This window comes from Marinomonas sp. 63XJN7_9_ISO-PGPR-S23-217, from assembly GCF_056173515.1.
In genome coordinates this window covers 1,976,269-1,999,675 of record NZ_CM149678.1, presented here as the reverse complement: position 1 = coordinate 1,999,675, position 23,407 = coordinate 1,976,269, and the positions used below count along the sequence as shown (strand labels likewise).

20 protein-coding genes are annotated in these 23,407 nt (G+C 44.1%); 4 read left to right on the top strand and 16 right to left on the bottom strand.

All coding sequences use genetic code 11. From position 1 onward, the window contains the following. Window positions 1-235: 235 nt before the first annotated feature. The 10 genes from AC0VYI_RS09375 to sdhC all read right to left on the bottom strand — a co-directional run bounded on the left by AC0VYI_RS09375 (window position 236) and on the right by sdhC (window position 12,184). Entirely contained in the window at window positions 236-454 is a 219-nt protein-coding gene (locus AC0VYI_RS09375; protein WP_475448904.1) for a cysteine-rich CWC family protein, read from the bottom strand. A gap of 86 nt (window positions 455-540) precedes the next feature. After that, a complete protein-coding gene (gene sucD / locus AC0VYI_RS09370) occupies window positions 541-1,413 on the bottom strand; it encodes a succinate--CoA ligase subunit alpha (protein ID WP_199476033.1) in 873 nt (290 codons plus the stop codon). A 2-nt stretch (window positions 1,414-1,415) separates the two neighbouring features. Continuing rightward, on the bottom strand, window positions 1,416-2,582 hold the full coding sequence (sucC, locus tag AC0VYI_RS09365; RefSeq protein ID WP_199476032.1) for an ADP-forming succinate--CoA ligase subunit beta: 1,167 nt from the start codon (window positions 2,580-2,582) through the stop codon (window positions 1,416-1,418). 90 nt (window positions 2,583-2,672) lie between these two features. Continuing rightward, window positions 2,673-4,112: a dihydrolipoyl dehydrogenase gene (lpdA, locus tag AC0VYI_RS09360; protein WP_199476031.1), complete on the bottom strand. Its 1,440-nt coding sequence runs from the start codon at window positions 4,110-4,112 to the stop codon at window positions 2,673-2,675. Between the two features lie 88 nt (window positions 4,113-4,200). Then, complete coding sequence (odhB, locus tag AC0VYI_RS09355) at window positions 4,201-5,724, bottom strand: 2-oxoglutarate dehydrogenase complex dihydrolipoyllysine-residue succinyltransferase (RefSeq protein ID WP_475448903.1); 1,524 nt, start codon at window positions 5,722-5,724, stop codon at window positions 4,201-4,203. 33 nt (window positions 5,725-5,757) lie between these two features. Then, complete coding sequence (locus AC0VYI_RS09350) at window positions 5,758-8,595, bottom strand: 2-oxoglutarate dehydrogenase E1 component (RefSeq protein WP_199476029.1); 2,838 nt, start codon at window positions 8,593-8,595, stop codon at window positions 5,758-5,760. A 376-nt stretch (window positions 8,596-8,971) separates the two neighbouring features. Further along, window positions 8,972-9,676 carry a succinate dehydrogenase iron-sulfur subunit gene (locus AC0VYI_RS09345; RefSeq protein ID WP_475448901.1) on the bottom strand — a complete coding sequence of 235 codons (705 nt, stop codon included), beginning with the start codon at window positions 9,674-9,676 and terminating at the stop codon, window positions 8,972-8,974. A 13-nt stretch (window positions 9,677-9,689) separates the two neighbouring features. Beyond that, window positions 9,690-11,462: a succinate dehydrogenase flavoprotein subunit gene (gene sdhA, locus AC0VYI_RS09340; protein ID WP_199476027.1), complete on the bottom strand. Its 1,773-nt coding sequence runs from the start codon at window positions 11,460-11,462 to the stop codon at window positions 9,690-9,692. A gap of 3 nt (window positions 11,463-11,465) precedes the next feature. Then, the gene (gene sdhD, locus AC0VYI_RS09335) at window positions 11,466-11,813 is read right to left on the bottom strand and encodes a succinate dehydrogenase, hydrophobic membrane anchor protein (protein WP_199476026.1); all 348 of its coding nucleotides are present in this window, start codon (window positions 11,811-11,813) and stop codon (window positions 11,466-11,468) included. After that, complete coding sequence (sdhC, locus tag AC0VYI_RS09330) at window positions 11,807-12,184, bottom strand: succinate dehydrogenase, cytochrome b556 subunit (protein ID WP_199476025.1); 378 nt, start codon at window positions 12,182-12,184, stop codon at window positions 11,807-11,809. The genes sdhD and sdhC overlap by 7 nt, the downstream gene beginning before the upstream one ends. A gap of 568 nt (window positions 12,185-12,752) precedes the next feature. On the opposite strand from sdhC, the gene gltA reads away from it, so the two are divergent. Continuing rightward, window positions 12,753-14,033 carry a citrate synthase gene (gene gltA, locus AC0VYI_RS09325; RefSeq protein WP_199476024.1) on the top strand — a complete coding sequence of 427 codons (1,281 nt, stop codon included), beginning with the start codon at window positions 12,753-12,755 and terminating at the stop codon, window positions 14,031-14,033. Window positions 14,034-14,131: 98 nt separating this feature from the next. Here the strand turns inward: gltA and AC0VYI_RS09320 are convergent, their stop codons facing one another. Together AC0VYI_RS09320 and AC0VYI_RS09315 are read right to left on the bottom strand one after the other, a co-directional pair. Then, complete coding sequence (locus tag AC0VYI_RS09320) at window positions 14,132-14,356, bottom strand: hypothetical protein (protein ID WP_475448897.1); 225 nt, start codon at window positions 14,354-14,356, stop codon at window positions 14,132-14,134. Further along, window positions 14,356-15,585 carry a DUF2066 domain-containing protein gene (locus AC0VYI_RS09315; protein ID WP_475448896.1) on the bottom strand — a complete coding sequence of 410 codons (1,230 nt, stop codon included), beginning with the start codon at window positions 15,583-15,585 and terminating at the stop codon, window positions 14,356-14,358. The genes AC0VYI_RS09320 and AC0VYI_RS09315 overlap by 1 nt, the downstream gene beginning before the upstream one ends. Window positions 15,586-15,700: 115 nt before the next feature. Here AC0VYI_RS09315 and purM point away from each other — a divergent pair, with 115 nt between their 5' ends. The 3 genes from purM (at window position 15,701) to AC0VYI_RS09300 (ending at window position 18,149) form a co-directional block, all read left to right on the top strand. Further along, the gene (purM, locus tag AC0VYI_RS09310) at window positions 15,701-16,759 is read left to right on the top strand and encodes a phosphoribosylformylglycinamidine cyclo-ligase (RefSeq protein WP_199476021.1); all 1,059 of its coding nucleotides are present in this window, start codon (window positions 15,701-15,703) and stop codon (window positions 16,757-16,759) included. After that, window positions 16,756-17,406: a phosphoribosylglycinamide formyltransferase gene (gene purN / locus AC0VYI_RS09305; RefSeq protein WP_475448894.1), complete on the top strand. Its 651-nt coding sequence runs from the start codon at window positions 16,756-16,758 to the stop codon at window positions 17,404-17,406. Before purM ends, purN begins: the two co-directional genes overlap by 4 nt. A gap of 62 nt (window positions 17,407-17,468) precedes the next feature. Further along, complete coding sequence (locus AC0VYI_RS09300) at window positions 17,469-18,149, top strand: DUF3108 domain-containing protein (protein ID WP_475448893.1); 681 nt, start codon at window positions 17,469-17,471, stop codon at window positions 18,147-18,149. Window positions 18,150-18,156: 7 nt separating this feature from the next. Here the strand turns inward: AC0VYI_RS09300 and mobA are convergent, their stop codons facing one another. The 4 genes from mobA to AC0VYI_RS09280 all read right to left on the bottom strand — a co-directional run bounded on the left by mobA (window position 18,157) and on the right by AC0VYI_RS09280 (window position 23,297). Continuing rightward, a complete protein-coding gene (mobA, locus tag AC0VYI_RS09295) occupies window positions 18,157-18,768 on the bottom strand; it encodes a molybdenum cofactor guanylyltransferase (protein ID WP_475448892.1) in 612 nt (203 codons plus the stop codon). 58 nt (window positions 18,769-18,826) lie between these two features. After that, complete coding sequence (locus tag AC0VYI_RS09290; RefSeq protein WP_475448890.1) at window positions 18,827-19,501, bottom strand: helix-turn-helix transcriptional regulator; 675 nt, start codon at window positions 19,499-19,501, stop codon at window positions 18,827-18,829. 108 nt (window positions 19,502-19,609) lie between these two features. Beyond that, window positions 19,610-20,953: an HlyD family type I secretion periplasmic adaptor subunit gene (locus AC0VYI_RS09285; RefSeq protein WP_475448888.1), complete on the bottom strand. Its 1,344-nt coding sequence runs from the start codon at window positions 20,951-20,953 to the stop codon at window positions 19,610-19,612. Between the two features lie 4 nt (window positions 20,954-20,957). Further along, window positions 20,958-23,297: a type I secretion system permease/ATPase gene (locus tag AC0VYI_RS09280; RefSeq protein ID WP_475448887.1), complete on the bottom strand. Its 2,340-nt coding sequence runs from the start codon at window positions 23,295-23,297 to the stop codon at window positions 20,958-20,960. Window positions 23,298-23,407: the final 110 nt, after the last annotated feature.

Sequence of the window (23,407 nt, the reverse complement as noted above, 5' to 3'; positions counted from 1 at the left end):
GGCTCAAAATGCTCATTTATAGCTATAAACTCCGCTTTCTCGTCTGTTTTTGCCGCGTTTTGGCGTCGCTCGTGACATCGTGCAAAGGTCTCAAGTTAAAACACTCTACACAATCAGCGGATAAAGCCGCTATAGACCCTCTGAGTTTGGCCGATGTATTGGCTAAGCATATAGAGCCATAGGAAAAAAGAAAGTGAGCAAACCGACTCTGTTTTGAGGTTATTCATAGCCGTGCTTAGCGTGTAAAATAGGTTTGCTCAAAGTGCTCAGGATCGGATTTAAAGCAATCAATACAAGTCTGGCAGACACAGCGTCGGTCAATATGATGTGTTGCTAAAAGAGCCAGCAAGGAATCGGGAACAATATAATGAAAACACCAACAATTACCCTGCGCGTTACATGCATTCGCCCTAGCACATATTGGGCATATTGCCTCACTCTTTTCTTGAACCATCACATCACCGTTAGAGAAAAATAAGCAAAAAAAATCCCTGCCTAGGCAGGGATTTTACTATAAAGATTTATAGTGAAATTATCGACTTACCAGCCAGTAATTTCTTTAAGTGCAGCACCGATGTCTGCTAGAGAACGAACAGTCTTAACGCCTGCATCTTGTAGAGCTGCGAATTTCTCATCAGCTGTACCTTTACCGCCAGAAATGATCGCACCAGCGTGACCCATACGCTTACCAGCAGGTGCTGTTACACCAGCAATGTAAGACACAACAGGTTTTGTTACGTTTGCTTTGATGTAAGCTGCCGCTTCTTCTTCTGCTGTACCACCGATCTCACCGATCATAACGATCGCTTCAGTTTGAGGATCGTTTTGGAACATTTCTAGAATGTCGATGAAGTTAGAACCAGGGATTGGATCGCCACCGATACCAACACAAGTAGATTGACCGAAGCCAGCATCTGTTGTTTGCTTAACCGCTTCATAAGTCAATGTACCAGAGCGAGACACGATACCAACTTTACCTGGCAAGTGGATGTGACCAGGCATGATACCGATCTTACATTCACCTGGTGTGATAACACCTGGGCAGTTAGGGCCGATTAGGCGAACACCAAGCTCGTCACACTTCACTTTGCAGTCAAGCATATCAAGCGTTGGTACACCTTCAGTGATACAAACGATCAACTTGATACCAGCATTTGCTGCTTCAAGGATAGAATCTTTACAGAAAGGCGCTGGAACATAGATAACAGATGCTTCTGCGCCTGTTTCTTCTACCGCTTCTTTTACTGTGTTGAATACAGGTAGACCTAGGTGAGTTTGACCACCTTTACCTGGAGTAACACCACCAACCATTTTCGTTCCGTAAGCAATCGCTTGCTCAGAGTGGAATGTACCTTGGCCGCCAGTGAAACCCTGACAGATTACTTTAGTATCTTTGTTAATTAGAACAGACATTATTATTTGCCCTCCGCAGCTTTAACAACTTGTTCAGCTGCGTCTTTAAGACTTTTCGCAGCAATGATGTCTAGACCAGAGTTCGCTAGAACTTCACGGCCTTTTTCTGCGTTAGTACCTTCAAGACGTACAACAACAGGCACGTTAACACCTACTTGTTCTACTGCACCGATGATACCTTCAGCAATCATGTCACAACGTACGATACCACCGAAGATGTTAACCAATACCGCTTTAACATTGCTGTCAGAAAGGATGATTTTGAATGCTTCAGCAACACGCTCTTTCGTTGCACCGCCACCTACGTCTAGGAAGTTAGCAGGTTTACCGCCGTGTAAGTTAACAATGTCCATAGTCCCCATTGCTAGACCAGCACCGTTTACCATGCAACCTACGTTTCCGTCTAATGCAACGTAGTTAAGTTCCCACTGTGCCGCATGCGCTTCACGCTCATCTTCTTGAGATGGATCGTGGAACTCTTGCATTTTTTTCTGACGGTATACAGCGTTGCTGTCGATGTTGATTTTACCATCTAGACAGTGAAGGTTACCTTCGTCAGTAATAACAAGAGGGTTGATTTCTAGCAGTGCGAAATCATAGTCATGGAACATTTGTGACAAACCAAGGAAGATCTTAGTGAACTGCTTGATTTGAGCGGCATTTAGACCCATTTTGAACGCGATTTCGCGTGCTTGGTAAGGCTGTGCACCCACTAGAGGATCGATGATCGCTTTGTGGATTAGCTCTGGGGTTTCTTCCGCCACTTTCTCGATTTCAACGCCACCTTCGGTAGACGCCATGAAAACCACTCTACGAGTTGAACGGTCAACAACAGCCCCTAGGTACAATTCGTTTGCGATGTCAGTGCAAGATTCAACTAGGATCTTAGCAACAGGCTGACCTTTTTCGTCAGTTTGGTAAGTAACAAGATTTTTACCTAACCAGTTTGCTGCAAATGCTTTTACTTCATCATAAGAATCAACAAGTTTTACGCCACCAGCTTTACCACGGCCACCTGCGTGAACTTGAGCTTTTACAACCCACTTGTCACCACCAATTTTTTTCGCTGCTTCCACGGCCTCTTCAGGCGTGTCTACTGCGTACCCTGTAGATACTGGCAGGCCATATTCAGCAAAAAGCTGTTTAGCCTGATATTCATGTAGGTTCATTTGATTCTTCCGCTCATATAAATGATTGAGATAAGCTCCGCCCGTTAGGACAGAAATTGCCGGCTCAAGGCCGGCAAATCGAATTACGTATTAACGCTTTTTACGGTTAGCAATGTGAATTGCATGACCGTCAACGGCTAATGCAGCTTCATGTACTGCTTCACTCACTGTTGGGTGAGCAAAGACAGTCAATGCGATGTCTTCTGCAGTAGAGCCGAATTCCATTGCGATTACTGCCTGTGCAATCAAATCAGCAGCGTGACCACCGATGATGTGGCAACCCAAGATACGATCTGTTTCTTCATCGGCGATGATTTTTACAAAACCGTCAGTATCGTTTGCTGCCATCGCACGACCAGATGCCGCAAATGGGAATTTACCTACTTTGTATTTAACGCCTTCCGCTTTAAGCTCTTGCTCGTTTTTACCGACCCAAGCAAGTTCTGGATGAGTATAAATAACGGATGGGATGCAGTCGTAGTTCATTTGTGCCTTATGGCCAGCAATAATATCCGCCACCATGACGCCCTCTTCAGACGCTTTGTGAGCCAACATTGGACCACGTACGATGTCACCAATAGCAAAAACGCCAGGAACAGACGTACGGCACTGCTCATCTACAAATACAAAGCCACGCTCGTCCAAATCAACACCAGCATCGCCCGCTAAACAGCCATCTGTGAAAGGCTTACGGCCAACCGCAACGATCAACTTGTCAAACGTCTCTTTTTGTTCTTCACCTTTTGCATCAAGGTAAGTCACTTCTACTTCTTCACCATTCACTTGACTACCCGTTACACGAGCACCAGTGCGGATGTCTAGATCTTGTTTCTTGAAGATTTTAGCCGCTTCTTTAGAAAGATCTTGGTCACATAGGCTTAGGAATGAATCTTGTGCTTCAAGCACCACCACTTCAGAACCCAAGCGAGCCCAAACAGAACCCAACTCAAGACCAATTACACCAGCACCGATTACGCCAAGACGTTTAGGCACAGAACGGAACTCCAACGCACCTTCGTTATCAACGATGATGTCGCCAGTACGTGGTGCTGGTGGAATGTTTACTGGCACAGAACCCGTCGCCAAGATTACGTTTTCCGCTTCCAACGTTTGCACAGAACCATCGTGCGCGGTGAATTCCACTTTCTTGTTAGCCAGCAACTTACCAAAACCTTCGAAGCTAGTCACACCGTTCGCTTTGAAAAGACCCGTGATACCACTGGTCAATTGGTTAACGATTTTGTCTTTGCGATCGACCATGGCATTGACATCCATAGCCATCTCGCCAACAGTAATACCGTGAACGCCGTAAGATTCTTTCGCTTCATGGTATTTGTGAGAGGAGTCTAGAAGCGCTTTCGATGGGATACAACCCACGTTCAAACAAGTACCACCTAGGCGAGGCTTATTTTCTTTGTCCAACCACTTTTCGATACAAGCAGTCTTAAGACCCAATTGAGCTGCACGAATGGCAGCGACATAACCACCTGGGCCACCACCGATTACAATAACATCAAATTTAGTAGACATATGCGTTTCCATTTATCTTGTCGAACTGTTGTGGTCTTTTTAAGACCACAACAAAGTCAATTCATAACATCAGTTTTGCTACGAATACTTAGATTTCTAGTAGAAGACGTGCTGGGTCTTCTAGAAGTTCTTTGATTGTCACCAAGAACTGTACAGCTTCTTTACCATCAATCATACGGTGGTCATAAGAAAGCGCTAGGTACATCATTGGCTTAATGACAACCTGACCATTTACCGCCATTGGGCGCTCTTGAATTTTATGCATACCCAAGATAGCCGTTTGTGGTGGGTTGATGATTGGTGTTGACATCAAGGAACCGAACGTACCACCGTTAGTGATAGTAAAGGTACCGCCTTGCATGTCGTCCATACCCAATTTACCATCACGACCACGAACAGCGAAGTCCATGATGCTAGATTCGATATCAGCAAGACCCATCGCTTCCGTGTTACGAAGCACTGGAACCATCAAACCACGGTCAGTCGATACCGCCACGCCGATGTCTTGGTAACCATGGTAGACCATGTCATTTCCGTCGATAGAGGCGTTCACAGCAGGGAAGCGTTTAAGCGCTTCTGTCGCCGCTTTAACAAAGAAGGACATGAAACCAAGCTTAGTGCCGTTGTGAGTCTTCATGAACAAATCTTTGTACTTCTTACGGATCTCCATAACAGGACCCATGTCCACTTCGTTATACGTTGTCAACATCGCCGCTGTTTGTTGAGCTTCAACAAGGCGCTTGGCGATTGTGGCACGTAAACGTGTCATTGGGACGCGTTTTTCAATACGGCCATCCGCACCCAACGCAGGCATAGCCGCTGGTGCTGCTTTCGCCGCTGGTGCAGCCGCTGGCGCTGAAGCAGGTTTTGCTTTCACCGCTGCATCAACATCTTCTTTTGTGATGCGACCACCTTTACCAGTACCTTTCACCTGAGACGCAGTTAAACCCGCTTCTGCTAATGCTTTACGGGCAGCAGGGCCTGCTACACCGTCTTCATCACTGTCTGCTTCTGCTGCCGCAGGCGCTGCCGCTTCTTGAGCAGAAGAAGCTGAAGCTGAAGCACCAACTTGGAACTTAGCAAGCACTTCTGCACTTTGTACGGTCTCACCTTCTGCTTTAAGTATTTCACCAATAACGCCGTCAGCAGGAGCAACTACTTCAAGAACCACTTTGTCTGTTTCAATGTCGACAATAAGTTCATCACGAGAACATGCCTCACCTACTTTTTTATGCCAAGTCGCAACGGTGCCTTCAGCAACAGACTCTGGAAAAGTTGGCGCTTTAACATCCACACTTTCTGATGCATTGTTAGAACTAGAAGCGGCAGCAGGTGCTGCTTCTTTTTTCTCAGCAGGCGCTGCAGAAGCCGCAGCACCAGATTCAAAGGTAGCAAGGACTTCGGTACTTAGAACCGTGTCGCCTTCATTTTTATGGACTTCTTTTAGTACACCATCAGCTGGCGCAACGACTTCTAGTACTACTTTGTCCGTTTCGATGTCGACAATGTGCTCATCACGGGCACAGGCTTCGCCTGGCTTTTTGTACCAAGTAGCGACTGTACCGTCTGCTACGGACTCTGGGAAAACAGGTGCTTTAATTTCAATACTCATCTTATACCCTTATCTCTCTGACAGGCTATGGTGCTAACCAACTAAGGCATCGTTGACTAGCGCTTCTTGTTCTTCAACATGGACAGACATATAACCAGCGGCAGGCGCTGCGGACGACATGCGACCAGCAAAACGAATTGACAGTTTTGGATACAGCTTTTCCAATACTCGATTCATACGGTGACGGTTAGAATGCCAAGCCCCTTGATTTTTAGGCTCTTCTTGACACCAAACCAAACTCTCAACATTTTTGTATTGCCCCAACACCGACTCAAGATCATCGTATGGGAACGGATACAATTGCTCTAGACGAATCACGGCAACATCATCTTTTTCAAGCTCATCACGACGATTAATCAAGTCGTAGTAAACTTTACCACTACACAACACGATACGTTTTACCTTATCTGCTTCAATGGTTTGTGATGTTTCTGGCAATACCGTTTTGAAGCTACCCTCAGCCAACTCTTCTAATGTTGAGATTGCCTGCTTGTGACGTAGCAAACTCTTAGGAGACATAATGACAAGCGGACGACGCATAGGACGAATAGCTTGACGGCGAAGGATATGGAAAATCTGTGATGGCGTTGTTGGAACACATACTTGGATGTTGTACTCCGCACACAATTGCATGAAGCGTTCAAGACGTGCTGAGGAGTGCTCAGGACCCTGACCTTCGTAACCATGTGGCAACAACATGGTCAAACCGCACAAACGGCCCCATTTGTGCTCACCACTGGTAATGAACTGGTCAATTACCACTTGGGCACCGTTTGCGAAATCACCAAATTGCGCTTCCCAAATAACCAAGCCTTTTGGCGAGGTTGTTGAGTAGCCATATTCGAACGCTAACACAGCTTCTTCAGACAAGAAAGAATCGTAAAGATCCAAAGTCGGCTGATCATCAGAAAGATGTTTTAGCGGAATGTATGTGCTGCCATCTTTTTGGCTATGAATCACCGCATGGCGATGAGAGAACGTACCACGTCCAGAGTCTTGACCTGTTATGCGAATAGGATAGCCCTGCTCTAACAAAGTGCCAAATGCTAATGTCTCAGCATACCCCCAGTTAAGAGGCAACGCCCCCGCTGTCATTTTATCGCGGTCTTGATAAATCTTTTGAACTTGACGCTGAACCACCACCCCATCAGGAATAGCCGTTAATTTTTTCGCCACTTCTTGCAATTTAGCAAGCGGATAAGTTGTGTCACCCGCATCCGTCCATTCGACGCCAATGTAAGGTTTCCAGTCAACAAACAAATCGGATTTAGGCTCAAGTACTAGACTCTTAGCAACATGGCGGCCATCGTCTAAATCTTGGCGGTTTTCGCCAACCATTGCTTCGGCTTGCGCTTCAGTCAGTACATTCTCAGCAACCAAGCGCTCTGCATATAATGTACGAGTTGTTTTTAATTTGTTGATAACACTGTACATCAATGGTTGAGTACCAGAAGGCTCATCCGTTTCATTGTGCCCACGACGACGGTAACATACCATGTCGATCACAACATCACGGCCAAACTCATAACGGTAATCTAATGCCAATTGAGTAACAAACAACACAGCCTCAGGATCATCTCCATTCACATGGAAAATAGGCGCCTGAATCATTTTAGCTACATCGGTTGCATATTCAGTAGAACGGGAGTCATCTTGACGGTTAGTGGTAAAACCAACTTGGTTGTTAATAACAACGTGAACCGTACCACCCGTGCGATAACCGCGTGTTTGAGACATCTGGAATGTCTCCATCACCACGCCTTGTCCCGCAAATGCCGCATCACCATGAATCGAAATAGGCACAACGGTTTTACCGATTGTATCTTTACGGCGATCCTGACGGGCACGAACAGAACCTTCCACTACGGGAGAAACAATTTCTAAGTGTGATGGGTTAAACGACAACGCAATGTGCACCTCACCACCTGAGGTCATCACATTAGAAGAAAAACCTTGGTGGTATTTAACATCACCAGAGGTATTAACGAGTTTTTTACCTTCGAATTCGTCAAACAGATCTTTAGGGCTTTTCCCTAATGTATTCACCAAGACGTTTAGACGACCACGGTGGGCCATACCAATCACAACTTCTTTTGCTCCTAATGAGCCAGAGCGCTGGATCAGCTCGTTTACCATTGGAATTAAGCTTTCACCGCCCTCTAAACCAAAACGCTTCGCCCCTGGGTAACGACTCGCTAAGTATTTTTCAAGACCTTCTGCGGCGGTTAGTCGCTCTAACAAATTCTGGCGAGTTTCTGGGGAAAATTCTGGACGGGATCGAACGGATTCCACACGCTGTTGTAGCCAAGCTTTTTCTTGAGTATCAACAATGTGCATGAACTCGTAACCGATGGTACTGCAATAGGTTTTTTCAAGCTCGGCGATGATCTCGCTTAACTTCATAGATTCCTTGTTAAAAAACAAAGAGCCCGTTTTAAATTGAGTATCAAAGTCAGCACCAGTCAGCTGATGGTAACTAATATCAAGGTCTGCGACTTTTTCACGCTTTTGAAGCCCAAGTGGGTCTAACGATGCGTGCTGATGACCTCGAACACGGTAAGCATTAATCAATTGCAAAACATTGATTTGCTTTTGTTCATGTTCCGAACTTGCAGCAACACCCGTTGATACAGGCATTGTGCGAAATTTATTTTTGCCAATTTCTAAAAATTGTTGTTGAATTACTGAGTGCGGTAGATCTGTTGATTGAGCCTCACTCACGCGAGGTAGTTGATCAAAACATTTCCGCCATTCTTCCGACACAGAGTTCGGATCGACTAGGTAGCTTTCAAACAACCCCTCAACATATTCCAAGTTTCCACCTGAAAATTGAGAAGTGCTCCATAGCAACTCCATTAAACTTTCGTGCATTCTCGATCACCCTTATGTTCGAGCCAGCTACCGGGGTCCCGGTATGAATTTATCATGCAATCGATAACTCCAACAGGCCCGTTAAGGCCATAAAGCCTCGATTTATTGTTAACTTGCCACCACAATTGCTTCGTGCACTTATGCGTTAAACTCATGTAGAGAGAACCTCTCCTCATCCAATCAATTAAGCGCAACCTAATCAGCACCATGTTAAAAGCACTGTTATGTTAGCACGCAACAAATTCTAAAGCGTTTTGATTGCATTCTCTATATTGAAACATGCAAAAAAGGCGGCATTGAACAACACCACTCATGCCGCCTAGACTTTAGCTTGCCCTTAACCTTTTAGAATTAGCTAAAAGCAAGCTAAGATCGATCAGGTTGCTCTTTGCAGAAGCATGGTGCGAATGTTACCGATTGCTTTCGTAGGATTCAAACCTTTCGGACAAACACTCACACAATTCATGATGCCATGGCAACGAAATACGCTAAATGGATCATCTAAATCACTTAGACGCTCTTGGGTCGCTGTATCACGACTGTCTGCTAAGAAACGGTATGCTTGCAATAAACCAGAAGGCCCAATAAATTTATCTGGGTTCCACCAGAAAGATGGACAGGCTGTTGAACAACATGCACACAGAATACATTCGTACAAACCATCTAGCTTTTCACGCTCTTCAGGACTCTGTAGACGTTCAATAGCAGGTACTGGCGTATCATTAAGAAGATAAGGGCGAATTTTCTCATACTGCTTATAAAACTGCCCCATATCTACAACAAGGTCACGAATCACTGGCAAACCTGGTAGTGGTCGCAACACTAACTTGCCATTTTTCACGGCTTGTGAAACGGGTGTAATACATGCTAGGCCATTTTTACCTGACATATTCATGCCATCTGAACCACATACACCTTCACGGCAAGAGCGACGGTAAGAGATGCTTGGGTCTTGCGCTTTTAATAAGTTCAATACGTCCAGCACCATCAAATCTTTACCCGCAGGCAAATCAATTTGGTAATCCTTCATATATGGAGCGTCGTCCACTTCAGGATTGTAACGATAAATACTAACTAACATTCTGAGTTACTCCTTAGTATTTGCGAATCTTAGGCGGGAAAGGTTCCATTGTTTTTGGCGCAAAGTTCACATCACGCTTGGTAACGGTTTTGCTTCCAGGATGGAACAATGAGTGCTTGAGCCAATTCTCGTCATCGCGTTCAGTAAAGTCATTACGAGCATGGGCACCACGACTCTCTTTACGGAACTCCGCTGGGATTGCCGTTGCTTCAGCAATTTCCAACAGGTTCTCAAGTTCCAGCGCCTCAATACGTGCGGTATTGAATGCCTGACTTTTATCTTCAAGATTTAGATTTTCAACGCGCTTACGAATTGCTTCAAGCTCTTTCAAGCCTTTTTGCATGGATTCGCCATCACGGAATACACCAAAGTATAATTGCATCACTTTTTGCAGCTCAGCACGAACAGCAGCAACACTTTCGCCACCTTTTGTATTGTTCAACCGCTCTAGACGAACCATCGCTCTTTCGATGTCTGTTTCATCCGCATTGAGCGACTCAAACCCGTCATCCAAAGATTTTTTAACATGCAAACCAACAGCACGACCAAACACAACAAGGTCAAGTAGAGAGTTACCACCCAAGCGGTTAGCACCGTGTACTGACACACAAGCCGCTTCACCACATGCATACAAACCATGAATGATAACGTCTTCACCCGCTTCATTTTGTTTCAATGCCTGACCGCTAACATTCGTTGGAATCCCACCCATCATATAGTGACAAGTTGGGATAACAGGGATCGGCTCTTTCACTGGGTCAACGTGGGCAAAGGTACGAGAAAGTTCAAGAATACCTGGTAGACGCTTATTAAGTGTCTCTTCACCCAAGTGATCCAATTTTAGAAGAACGTGATCTTTATCTGGACCGCAACCACGACCACCAAGAATTTCAAGAATCATTGCACGCGCCACAACGTCACGACCAGCAAGGTCTTTCGCGTTAGGCGCATAACGCTCCATGAAACGCTCGCCATCTTTATTAATTAGGTAACCACCTTCACCACGACAACCCTCAGTTACAAGTGTACCTGCACCATAAATACCAGTTGGGTGGAATTGCCACATTTCCATATCTTGAGCAGGGAAACCAGCACGTAGTGCCATCGCAACCCCATCACCCGTATTAATGTGAGCATTTGTAGTCGATTGGAAAATACGGCCAGCACCACCAGTAGCGATTACCGTTGCTTTCGCTTTCAGATAGACGGTCTCGCCAGTTTCGATACAAATCGCAACAACACCGACCACCGCATCTTCTTTATTTTTCACCAAGTCAATTGCATACCATTCGTTAAAGAAGGTGGTACCACCTTTAAGATTACCCTGATATAAAGTATGCAATAGCGCATGACCTGTACGGTCCGCTGCAGCACAAGTACGAGCAGCTTGAGTGGTATCATTTGGACCTTTAGATTGACCACCGAAAGGACGCTGATAAATACGGCCATTCTCTTTACGAGAAAATGGTAGCCCCATGTGCTCAAGCTCAAAAACGGCTTGCGGGCCAACAGAGCACATGTACTCGACTGCCTCTTGATCTCCAATGTAATCTGACCCTTTTACGGTGTCATACATGTGCCAACGCCAATCGTCATTTGGATCCTCACTGGCGATCGCACAGGTAATACCACCTTGAGCAGATACCGTATGAGAACGAGTTGGGAATACTTTTGTTATACAGGCAGTGTTCAAACCAGATTCAGTTAACTGAAGTGCGGCACGCATACCAGCGCCACCACCGCCAATAACGATGGCATCAAAAGAAATCGTACGAATATTAGCCATTACTTATAGCCCCCAAAGAACCTGAATGCCCCACACGATGTAAACAAACATCAATAAACCGCATAGAGCTTGAAAGAAGAAACGAATACCAGTTGGCTTAATATAATCTGTAGAAATTGACCACAGACCAATCCAAGAATGCACACCAATAGACAACAATGTCATCAAACTGAAAACGCGCATCCAAGTTGAACTGTAAAGCGCACTCCACTGTTCAAACGTAAGATGAGGATGTAATAAAAGATAACCGATAATAAAAATGGTATAGAGAGCTAATACCACAGCGGAAATACGCTGCATCATCCAGTCATACAGACCAGAGCGACCAAAGCTTGTAATTTGAGTTACCATATCCACACCCCAGCTAACACAATAAGAACCACTGCAATGACAATGTTTGCAACAGCTGCATTACGTCCACTTTCTAATTCTTCAAAGTGTCCCAAATCCATAAACAGGTGTTTAATACCTGCGACGAAGTGATACATCAACGCTGATACAACACCCCAGATAACGAACTTAGCAAGGAAGTTTGTCTGAAGCATATTCACAACCTGATCAAATCCTTGTTGAGACTCTAAGGAAACATCAAACGCATATAACAAGAAAATCAAACCTATAAAGAGGATAATTCCCGTCACACGATGAATAATAGATACGATTGCTGTTACCGGCATTGATATTGTTGAAATATCAAGGTTGACTGGTCTTTTTTTATTCACGACTATTTACACCATCTTATTAAGTGAATGGTCCATCACGACCCAATTTCTATCTGTGAACCAAACGTAATGCTTACATTACGTTGTCACACCATAGGCCTAATCGAAAATTGCATCGATTTGCAAACGACATTTTCTGTTCAAGCAACTACTCTTGAATGGCATACGCCGACAAATCAATGAAATCATCGGGAACGCAATTATAGACTAGCGAAAAATGGGAAGACAAATAGACTAGAGCAAGGGTTTTCAATGGTCACCATTCACAAGCTGAATGTACCCATAAGCAATAACAATAATGGTGCTTAATTACAGCCAAAAGACTGGCTTTTAGACTGAAATATTGTTTATTTTTCATAGACTTAAACAAAAATAAGGATAAAAAAACTTTATGAGAATGGCTTTTATTGTCAGATAATTACAAACAAAATTACAATATTGTAAACTCTTTGCAAGTGTAGAAGATTGACTTTTATAGTGCTGAGACAGTATTTTTTCCCCACCTTCTGGGTCAGGAGGGTCTTTTTTGACTTCTTAGCCCCGGACCAGAATTCGAAGGAGAGCATAAATGGCCGATAAAAAAGCACGACTTACCGTAGACGGGATCGATAAAACCATCGAACTTCCTGTTATTTCAGGCACCCTTGGCACAGATGTTATTGACGTACGTGGCTTAGGTGCAAACGGTGTTTTCACTTACGACCCTGGTTTTATGTCCACAGGCTCATGCGAGTCTGCAATCACATACATTGATGGTGAAGCTGGCATATTGCTACACCGAGGTTACCCCATTGCTCAGCTTGCTGAGCACTCAGACTACTTAGAAACCTGCTATCTTTTGCTTTACGGAGAACTTCCAACGGCAGAAGAGAAAAAAGAATTTGTCGATACGGTTAGCGCTCATACAATGGTTAACCAGTCTATGCATAAATTCATCGAAGGATTTAGAAACGATGCCCACCCGATGGCCATTATGTGTGGATTAGTTGGCGCCCTGTCCGCTTTTTACCAAGACCACATGGACATCACTAATCCACGACATCGTGAGATCGCCGCATTCCGCCTCATTTCTAAGATGCCAACGCTGGCGGCAACTTGTTACAAGTACTCGAAAGATCAGCCCGTTATGTACCCTCGTAACGATCTGTCCTATGCAGAGAACTTTCTTTATATGATGTTTGCAACACCTTGCGAAGAATATAAAGTCAACCCTGTTTTTGCGAAAGCAATGGACACCATTTTTGTTCTGCATGCCGATCATGAACAGAACGCTTCAACCTCAACCGTCCGCCTTGCTGGCTCTTCAGGAGCGAACCCATTTGCCTGTATTGCTGCTGGCATTGCAACACTTTGGGGGCCAGCTCATGGTGGCGCAAACGAAGCCGTTCTTACTATGTTGGAAGAAATTGGCGACGAAGACCAAATAGATAAATACATAGCCAAGGCCAAAGACAAAGACGACCCATTCCGTTTAATGGGCTTTGGACACCGTGTCTATAAAAACTTCGATCCGCGCGCTAAAGTAATGCGTGAAACTTGTGATCAGGTACTAACAGAACTCGGCCAATCTGATGATCCGTTGCTAAAAATTGCAAAACGCCTAGAGCAAATTGCCCTTGAAGACCCTTATTTCATAGAGCGTAAATTGTATCCAAACGTTGACTTCTACTCTGGCATCATCATGAAAGCGATTGGTATCCCAACGAGTATGTTTACGGTTATTTTTGCGATGTCTCGCACCATTGGCTGGATTTCTCACTGGAATGAAATGATCAGTGGCCCATATAAAATTGGTCGCCCACGTCAATTATATGTTGGCAAAACACAACGCGACTATCCAACCAAATAATCTTTAGCTGTTCGCTAATAAATACAACTAAAAACGCGCCTTTCGGCGCGTTTTCTTTACTAAACTTTTATCACGAAATATCGATCATTTAAATTCTGCTATTCGTCTTCTTCAACGATTTCAGTGATGATCTTGGAGGCGCATTTCACACACTCTCCTTCAATCCAAACGTCATTCCCCTTAGTGTATTCCACGGGATTTTTCATTCCTAAGTCCATCTCCATGCACTCATTACACCAAGTTTGAGATAAAAAATCCGCTTGCTCGACCTCATCTCTGGCATAAAAGTCACGCTTGACTATTTTATCTTGCTGGTCAGACACTATTGAGCTCCACTGTATTTGAAATATTCAATATTGTTACTCACATTCGGAGCACTCGAATCGGTAGAGGATACAGGATCTGGTGCTTGTGAAGTAGCGCTAGACTGCTGAGTCGTCTCGACAGTATTTGCTGAAGGTATTTCAGCCCCACCACCATTCTCCTGTGTCGCTGAAGCCTGTGTTACTGGAGGAACCGTCACGGACGGCGGCACATCGGCCTGCAGCAAACTACTTAACTGAATACTGTCCATCAATTTTTGCTTATCGCCATTGATAGCAACAGAGAATACGACAGAGTTACTGGTCGCTTTCACCACATATACATCTCTCACCACCCCCACACTCTCTAAATATTGCTGAATTTTCTGCATGGCAGCGTAATTCGTAACACCCGAAACAGACAAATCAAGGCGACTTTCCGAGGCGCTGTTTCGAACGGCTGCGTAACGCTCAGACAATGCCTTTGCCATATCGGCACTGGCTTGATCCGCCAGATCCTGTAAGTTCGTGCCGGTAAGTGAAAATTGCTGAGTGTCATTGCCGATTATCATCAACAAACTTCCTGTCAAGGAACCCGAATATTGTGACACACGCAATGCAGCAATAGCATCGGTCTGATAGCGTTGACTGGCAGTTTTGATGGTATCTTCAAAAAAACCCCACACATCCGATGGCGAGATAGCCGCAGCATCCACAGAATCCATCAAAGGTGCATAAATGGGCACGCCGTAGTTTGTCGATGATACTGCCAAGTCATTCAACAACTCCGAAGGGGAGTTTGCACCAGATAAAGTACGCACCCCATTATTATCATCCACCGCCCAAACCAACACCGACGGACGGTTATTTCCCCAAACCGGCAAGTTGTGCTGAGTCAAAAATTGATCTATTGACTCATGGTAGAAAAAGACATTGACCTGCTTACCTGCCACTAAATCACCATTTAGTGGCAGCAAGTCCTTTAGTGACGTTACAGAGTGTTGCGCCACCCATGTTGGGGCCGCTTTTTGCGCCTCTTGCAATAAGTCACCTGTGATTGCCGCTTTATCACCCGACACTCTAACCAATACTTGCTCAACCGCTTGAGAGAATGCATCGCTCAACATTTGATCTTCAGACTCGGTGGCCGGTAATTTAATGCTGGCACGATATAAATCTTTAACCGGAACAGCCGACGCCATCGACACATAAAAAATACTGATAAAAAATAAAAAAATACGGATTTTCATAGCCCCTTCCTTCGTTTATTTGCTTATTCTACTGCCTTAATGCCAAAGAACCATAGCCCTAATACGCCACTATGCTAAAATGCCTCTTTTCCCCGAACATGATAAGGCATAGGCAATGACCAAATCGGATAAAACATCGATTAGTTATAAAGACGCTGGCGTTGATATCAACGCTGGAAATCAACTTGTTGAGCGCATAAAGGGCGTTAGCAAAAAAACTCGCCGTCCGGAAGTGATGGGGGGGTTAGGTGGATTCGGCGCATTAACTCGCCTTCCAACCAAATACAAAAACCCTATTCTTGTTTCGGGCACTGACGGCGTCGGTACTAAGCTTCGTCTAGCAATGGATCTCAACCAGCACGACACAATTGGCATCGATTTAGTCGCCATGTGTGTCAACGACCTTGTCGTCGCAGGCGCAGAACCCCTTTTCTTCTTAGACTACTACGCGACAGGTAAACTAGATGTTGACGTGGCAGCAAGTGTCGTCACCGGCATCGGTGAAGGCTGTATACAAGCAGGCTGCGCACTCGTTGGCGGCGAAACAGCAGAGATGCCAGGCATGTACCACGATGGCGATTATGACTTGGCAGGCTTTTGTGTCGGCGTTGTCGAAGAAGAAAAGATCATTGATGGCAGCAAAGTGACCGTAGGCGATAAACTGATTGCTCTAGGCTCCTCCGGTCCTCATTCTAATGGCTACTCTTTGATACGAAAAATTCTCGACGTCAGCAAAGCCGACCTCAATCAAGAAATCGACGGTGTTGCACTGAAAGAGGCACTAATGCAGCCCACTCGCATTTACGTTAAATCCATTCTTAAACTAATGGAAAGCGTCGATGTTAATGCCCTTGCACACATTACCGGTGGCGGTTTGCTCGAAAATATTCCACGCGTTCTTCCTGACAATACTGCAGCACGCATTGACGCTTCTAGCTGGAAACGCCCCGCTGTGTTTAATTGGTTACAAGAACAAGGAAATGTTGAACAAGAAGAAATGTACCGTGTTCTTAACTGTGGCGTTGGTATGGTACTGTCTATTGATGCTGATAAAGCGGATGAAGCCTTAGCCATTCTAAAAGCAGAAGGCGAAAACGCTTGGATCATCGGTGACATTTGTGAACGCAAGGATGGAAAAGACGTGCTTATCTCTGATCTAGAGGCACAGGCATGAGTTTCCCCATCGTTGTCTTAATTTCTGGCAGCGGTAGCAACTTGCAAGCTTTGATTGATCAAAGCTTGCAAGGGACTCTAAACGTAACTATCAGCGCCGTGATCAGCAATAAAACCGACGCTTATGGGCTCGAAAGAGCTAAAAAAGCGGGCATCCCAACGCATGTGCTGGATCATAAAAGCTATAATAGCCGCGAAGAGTTTGATACAGCATTACAATTCGTGATTGATCAATACCACCCCAAACTCGTGGTATTGGCTGGCTTTATGCGAATTTTAACAGAAGACTTTACTCGGCATTACGAAGGAAGAATGCTTAATATTCATCCTTCTTTATTGCCTAAGTTTAAAGGATTAAATACGCATCAACGAGCGATTGATGCCAAAGAGACAGAACATGGCGTGTCGGTACACTTTGTTAGCGCAGAGCTAGATGCAGGAGCAGTCGTTGTACAAGCGCGGACCCCAATAGAGCTGTCGGATACCGCTGATACACTGGCTGAAAGAGTTCATAAGCTTGAGCATATTATATACCCTTTAGCAGTGAAGTGGTTTAGCGAAGAACGCCTGACACACCAGGACAAATATGCTTTTTTGGATGGTCAAAAACTGCCTTTGAGCGGCATTGATTACCAGGAAAAACCATAATGATGTGAGGACAGACGAGTATGATATATCTAAAGAAGTCACTTTTTACTTTGGCAACCTTAATGATTATATCGTTACTCCCTGTCCAAGCAGCCAGCTCTTCCTCCGACTCTTTTTTAACGCCTTACTCCGCTGTCTATAGCACCATATGGTCAAAAGGCATTAAGCTAAAAATAGAAGGAAAACAAACACTTAAAAAAGCCCCTAACAATCAGTGGGACTTTATTTTCACTGCAGACAGCCTCATTGCTTCCCTAGATGAAAGAGTGCATTTTGAGGTAAAAAACCACCAAATACGCCCTCTTCATTATCAGTATCAAAGTAGCCTACTTGGTAAAAAGCGTAATGCTGTGCTGGACTTTGATTGGCACTCAATGAAAGTGCGCAACAATGTTAAAAATATACCATGGTACATGTCCATCGAGCCTGATACTGTCGACAAATTGAGCGTCCAGTTGCAAGTTAGAGAAGATGTAAAACTGGGAAAAAAACGATTTAGCTATAAAATCGCTGATGGAGGACACATTAAGACTTGGACCTTTAAACGAGACAAGGAGGAAACCATCAATACCAAACTCGGACGCATTAAGGCCATTAAAGTCACCCGAACGGATAACCTCGATAGTGGAAAAAAATCCTCATTTTGGTTCGCCCCTAAGTATGATTACCTTTTAGTAAAGCTTGTTCATAAAGAAGATGGTCAATCGTACGACCTAGATATTGAATCTTTCAAAAAAGGCTAATTTTAGTTTATTTGCCACCCTGCTCTAATTGCTCAGAATAGTTAACATTGATCAACTCCGACGCCTCTTCACACCAATTTAGAGGTTGGCAACCATGAAATTCATAAAATGCCATGACACTTTTTTTCACATCTTGAGCAAGAAAAGCCGATAAAGCATTCCGAGCAGTCAATACGGGAAGAGCCGCATGCAATGGATGTCGTTCTGTTGCTGTCGCAACATAATGGATTTGATTCGGCTGGCGTTTAATAGCCTCGAGCAAAGCGTGGAAAATCGTTGAAGTAACACAGGGGCTGTCGCAAGGCGAAAGCAGTAGGAATTGACTCGTTGCGTTATGTAAACCCGCCATAACACCAGATAAAGGACCTAAATCTTGATAATTCGCTAAATCTTTTATGACTTCAAAACCGAGCGCCTCGTAGTCTTCTTGATATCGATTTGCGTTAACCGCAACGGCTGGTGTGATTTCTCTTAACGCCATCGCGACAGAAACCACCATGGGAACACCTCGAAAGCACTGTAACCCCTTCTCTTTACCCGACATTCGCTGAGCTTTGCCACCAGAGACAATCAGCGCGGAAACCTCTTCAGTATTATAATGATAAAAAGACACAGTCATAAAAGTCACATCTGATGACACAATGGAGTGGTTTGAGAAAGGAACGTACACCACATCTCTAATGAACAAGTTTAGGAGCGTTTTGCACCAATAGCGCCAAGGACAGGCGATCTTTCGTGTGAGTTTTTTTAAAAATTGTCGTTAAATGCGCTTTAACGGTTCTTTCGGTAATGTCCATTTCATTTGCTATTTGCTTATTAGACAGGCCATTTGAGACAAGTGTCGCCACATTACGCTCTCTATCCGATAACTCCACAAGCACATCCTTCTCGTCCTCACGGCTTTGCAATGAATCTTCCTTATCATCACTCGCTCCTTTTAACGAAGCCGACTGAGTAATGAGACTATTGATAAACGTCTTCCCTCCCCAAATCTCTCCAGAGTCAACTACAGACAAGACTAATTTCAACTGCTCTCTACCGATATAGGGTGAACATTGCCCTAATACCCCAACAGAAAAAAGTCGTAGCGCGGCGGCCTGGCTCGCTTGATTAGGAAAGACGATTATAATTTGCTTAGGATACTTGCGCTGTAAAGAAACAACACTCTCCACATTGGCTGAAAAGTCGTTATGAGCCAAATAAATAAAACAATACTTATACGTTTCTTCTGAGGCCAAAGCGTTATCGATTTCACTAAAGCCATGCTCACGACACAACGTGACACTAGAATCAACGATTGTATTCCAATGATTCCAAACAGCCTCATCAGTACTCAAACACAATATTTTCAAAGTATTCCTCGTTCTTTATGCAATACTGACAACAAATCTTACGGAATCTAACCCATTAAAATCGTTAACTTTTGTTACACAACGGCCATTTTTAAAAGAAATTTGTAATTAACGTTCATGCAGCGCATTCTCTTTTGCTTTTAAAATAGGTTTAAACAAGTATTGCAAAAGTGTTTTTTTGCCTGTAATGATATCGACCGTTGCTTGCATACCAGGAATTATTGGTAGTGGGTCTTTTTTGGTACCAAGGTAATTATGGTTCGTCCGCACTCTAACTAAATAATAGCTTCGTCCTTCTCTATCGGATTTATCCACAATAGTATCGGCACTAATAGTTTCTACATGGGCTTTTAATCCCCCATAAATAGAAAAATCATAGGCGGTCAATTTCACCATCGCCGGCAGACCTGGCTTAATAAACCCAATATCTTTGGGTTTTATCTTAGCCTCAATCAATAGGGTATCATCAATGGGTACGATATCGATTAGATCCATCCCTGGCTTGACAACGCCACCAATAGTATTGATTTGAATCTGTTTGACAATACCATTCACAGGAGAACGTACTTGCGTCCTAGACACTCTATCCTGCAATGAGAAATTCGCTTGTTTCAATTGATCTAACTTACTTTGCACCTTATTAAGTTGCTCTTGTGCATCAGACATAAACTTAGCATCGCTTTCCACAAGTTTATTTTGTGCTTCCTTAAGCGCTGAGTGAGCCCGAGGTATAGCAAGCTCCGTGGCATCGAGATCCCCTTGTATCTTATTCACATCCCGTTCTAATTGTAAAAGCTCCACTCGAGAGACGGCACCTTGCTTATAAGCAGGCCTTGTCAGAGTAAGCTCTTCAGAAGATAGCTTGTAGCTTTTCTTAAGGTTTTCTAACTTAGACTGCTGCTCAATGATCTCTTGTTGTTTTTGATCGACCTGTTGTTGGAAGACTTGTTTGTTTGCTTGCAATGACTCTATTTGAGTATTATACAAATCCATTTCACGAGCGACTAAATCTGGATACTTTTCAGCAAAAGACTGACTAAAAACAGGTTTCTTACCATCTACTTCAGCTTGTAAACGAACAGAACTGGCATATAAGTTCGTTGATTCTGCTTCCTGTTCACGAAGGGAAGACAAGGCAGCAGAGTTGTCAATGGTCATTAGTATTTGACCTTTTTTCACAGTAGCCCCTACTTGGGTGTTAATCGACTTTAATATACCGCCCTCTAAGTTTTGAATTTGCTGAACCTGCTGTGAGGGAATCACCGTGCCAACCCCAACCGTTCTCTCCGTTAACGTAGTATGGTCCGCCCAAAACGCCGCAATGACGAGAAAAGTGAAGATCACCCACAAAATGATACGACCACCCCGTGGGCTTTTAAGCATCAAGGCGGAGTTACGATCACTTAAAAACTCAAGGTCTCTTTGCGCTATGTTTTTTTTGCTGTCTTTCATATAGTTAGCTAACCTTCAGCCTGCCTTGTCTTAACGCTTCATGCACTTGTGCTTTAGGTCCATCTGCTATCAGACGACCATTATCCATAACAATAATTCGATCTACCATATCGAGCATAGAGGCTTTATGGGTAATGAGTATTAACGTCTTATCTTTCATGGTATCCACTAATCGACGTTTCATACGAGCCTCCGTCGTGTTATCCATTGAGGCCGTCGGCTCGTCCAAAATAAGAATAGGTGGATCAAAGAGTAACGCTCTGGCAATAGCAATACTTTGTCGTTGCCCACCGGATAATTGCATACCACGCTCTCCAACAATACTGTCCAAACCGTTCGGCTTGCGGTTAGCGAACTCAGAGACGCCTGCCAATTCAGCCGCACGAACAACGGCTTCATCTTCCATATAAGGCACCCCCATCAGAATATTGTCTTTGATAGAGCCATAAAACAGGGTGACATCTTGGGAAACGCTTCCCACGTTGCGACGCAGGTCTGTAGGATTAATTTGTCTAACATCCACTCCGTCAACACGCACAGCACCATCAATAGGGGTATACAACCCTGTCATCAATTTACCTAAGGTCGACTTGCCCGAGCCAATTCGACCAATAATGGCCACTTTTTCACCCGCATTAATGGTGAAATTTATATGACTAAGCGCGGCCTGTTCTTGCTCTGGATAAGCAAAGCTCACTTCATCAAACTGAAAGTTTCCTTCAAAACGAGGTCGATGCACAAATTTGATATCATCAGGATTTTCAACAGGTGACCCCATAATCCCATTAAGGGCGGTAAAGGCCGATTTGGCTTGGTTATACCGAGTGGCCAACCCTGCAATCTGACCCACAGGACCAAGTGCACGCCCAGTCAGCATAACCGATGCGACAAGTGCCCCCATTGACATATGTCCTTCTGAGATTTGATACACCCCCACAATCACAATCACCACTGTGGTTAACTGTTGCACCACCATCGCAAAGGACGAACAAGACTGCGATAACTGACGAGTTTTCACCCCCCAATCGGCAATGTTACCCACTGCACTTTCCCATTGTTTCTGTAAGACACCTTCTGCATTATTTAACTTGACACTTTCGGCGTTATATAAGCTTTCAATGAGTATGGCGTTTTTCTGGGAAGAGGTCTTTTGACTTTCTTCTATTGAGCGTCGTAGAGGAACCTGAACAATAAAGCTGTAACCCAGGATCAAAAAAATACTCACAATGGGAATATAACCAACAGGCCCACCTATCAACCAAATCACCGCGATAATGATGAACATAAAAGGAAGATCAACCAGTGTGGTAATAGAAGCTGAGGTAATGAAGTCTCGAATACTCTCAAATTCCTGAAGGTTCTTTGCAAATGCCCCGACCGATTTCGGTCTAGATGACATTGTAATGTTGTTGACCTTAGAGAAAATCTTTGCAGAGATAAGAATGTCTGACTTCTTACCTGCGATATCTATAAAATAGGCACGCAAAGTTCTAAGTAGGAAGTCAAAAATATAGATGGTTACCACACCAACGGCCAATACCCATAAGGTATCAAACGAATTATTTGGTACCACTCGATCATACACATTCATCGTAAACAGAGGACTGGCCACAGCAAAAATATTGATGAGTAGTGAAGCAATGAAGACATCTCGATAAATCCGCCAAGATTGCGTAATCGTCCCCCAAAACCAATGTTTATGAGACGCTTTTTCCTCTTCGTGCTGAGAGCGACGATCGAACTTGTATTGGGGACGCACGAAGAAACAATAACCTGAATAGGTTTCATGAAGGTTATCTAGATCAACCTCTACTTCTCCCTCACCCGACTCTGGACGGAGTACCGTTGCCGTATGGCCATTCGTATCGACACGCAGCAGAATACACGCTTGTTTATCATGTAAGAGCAAAACGGATGGCAATACCATATCGGGAATTTTACCAAGCGGACGTTTCACTAAACGCGAGCTAATATTGATACGCTTAGCCGCACGCTTAAACATTTCTGGCGTCATTTCGTTATTTGTAATAGGCAAGCCCGCTGCAATAGAATCCGCAGAATAAGGGTTGTGAAAATATTTACTCAGTAAAACCAAGCAATCTAACAGCGGATTGGGGTACTCTAATGAGGCCCCATCAATGCTCCATTGGGGCTTAGGATTGACAGGTTCTTCCTCAGAACCTTCTGATGAGAGCTCTTCATTTTCCAACTTATTGTCTTCCACCTCTTCATGTTCCAAATCAGCATCAGATGACTCATCCTTCTTTTTTATCGTTTGATCTGAATGGGGCGTCGTCTCAAGTGAAGCAAAATCGTTCTGTTTTGGACTGGTGGAGTCAGACATACTGCACATACCCTTTAAAATATTGTAAAAAACATAGGTTTATTTTGCTAAGCTTATACATAATGGCTATAGAATAGAGCTTATTACAAGCGAAGGGAAGAACGCTTCTT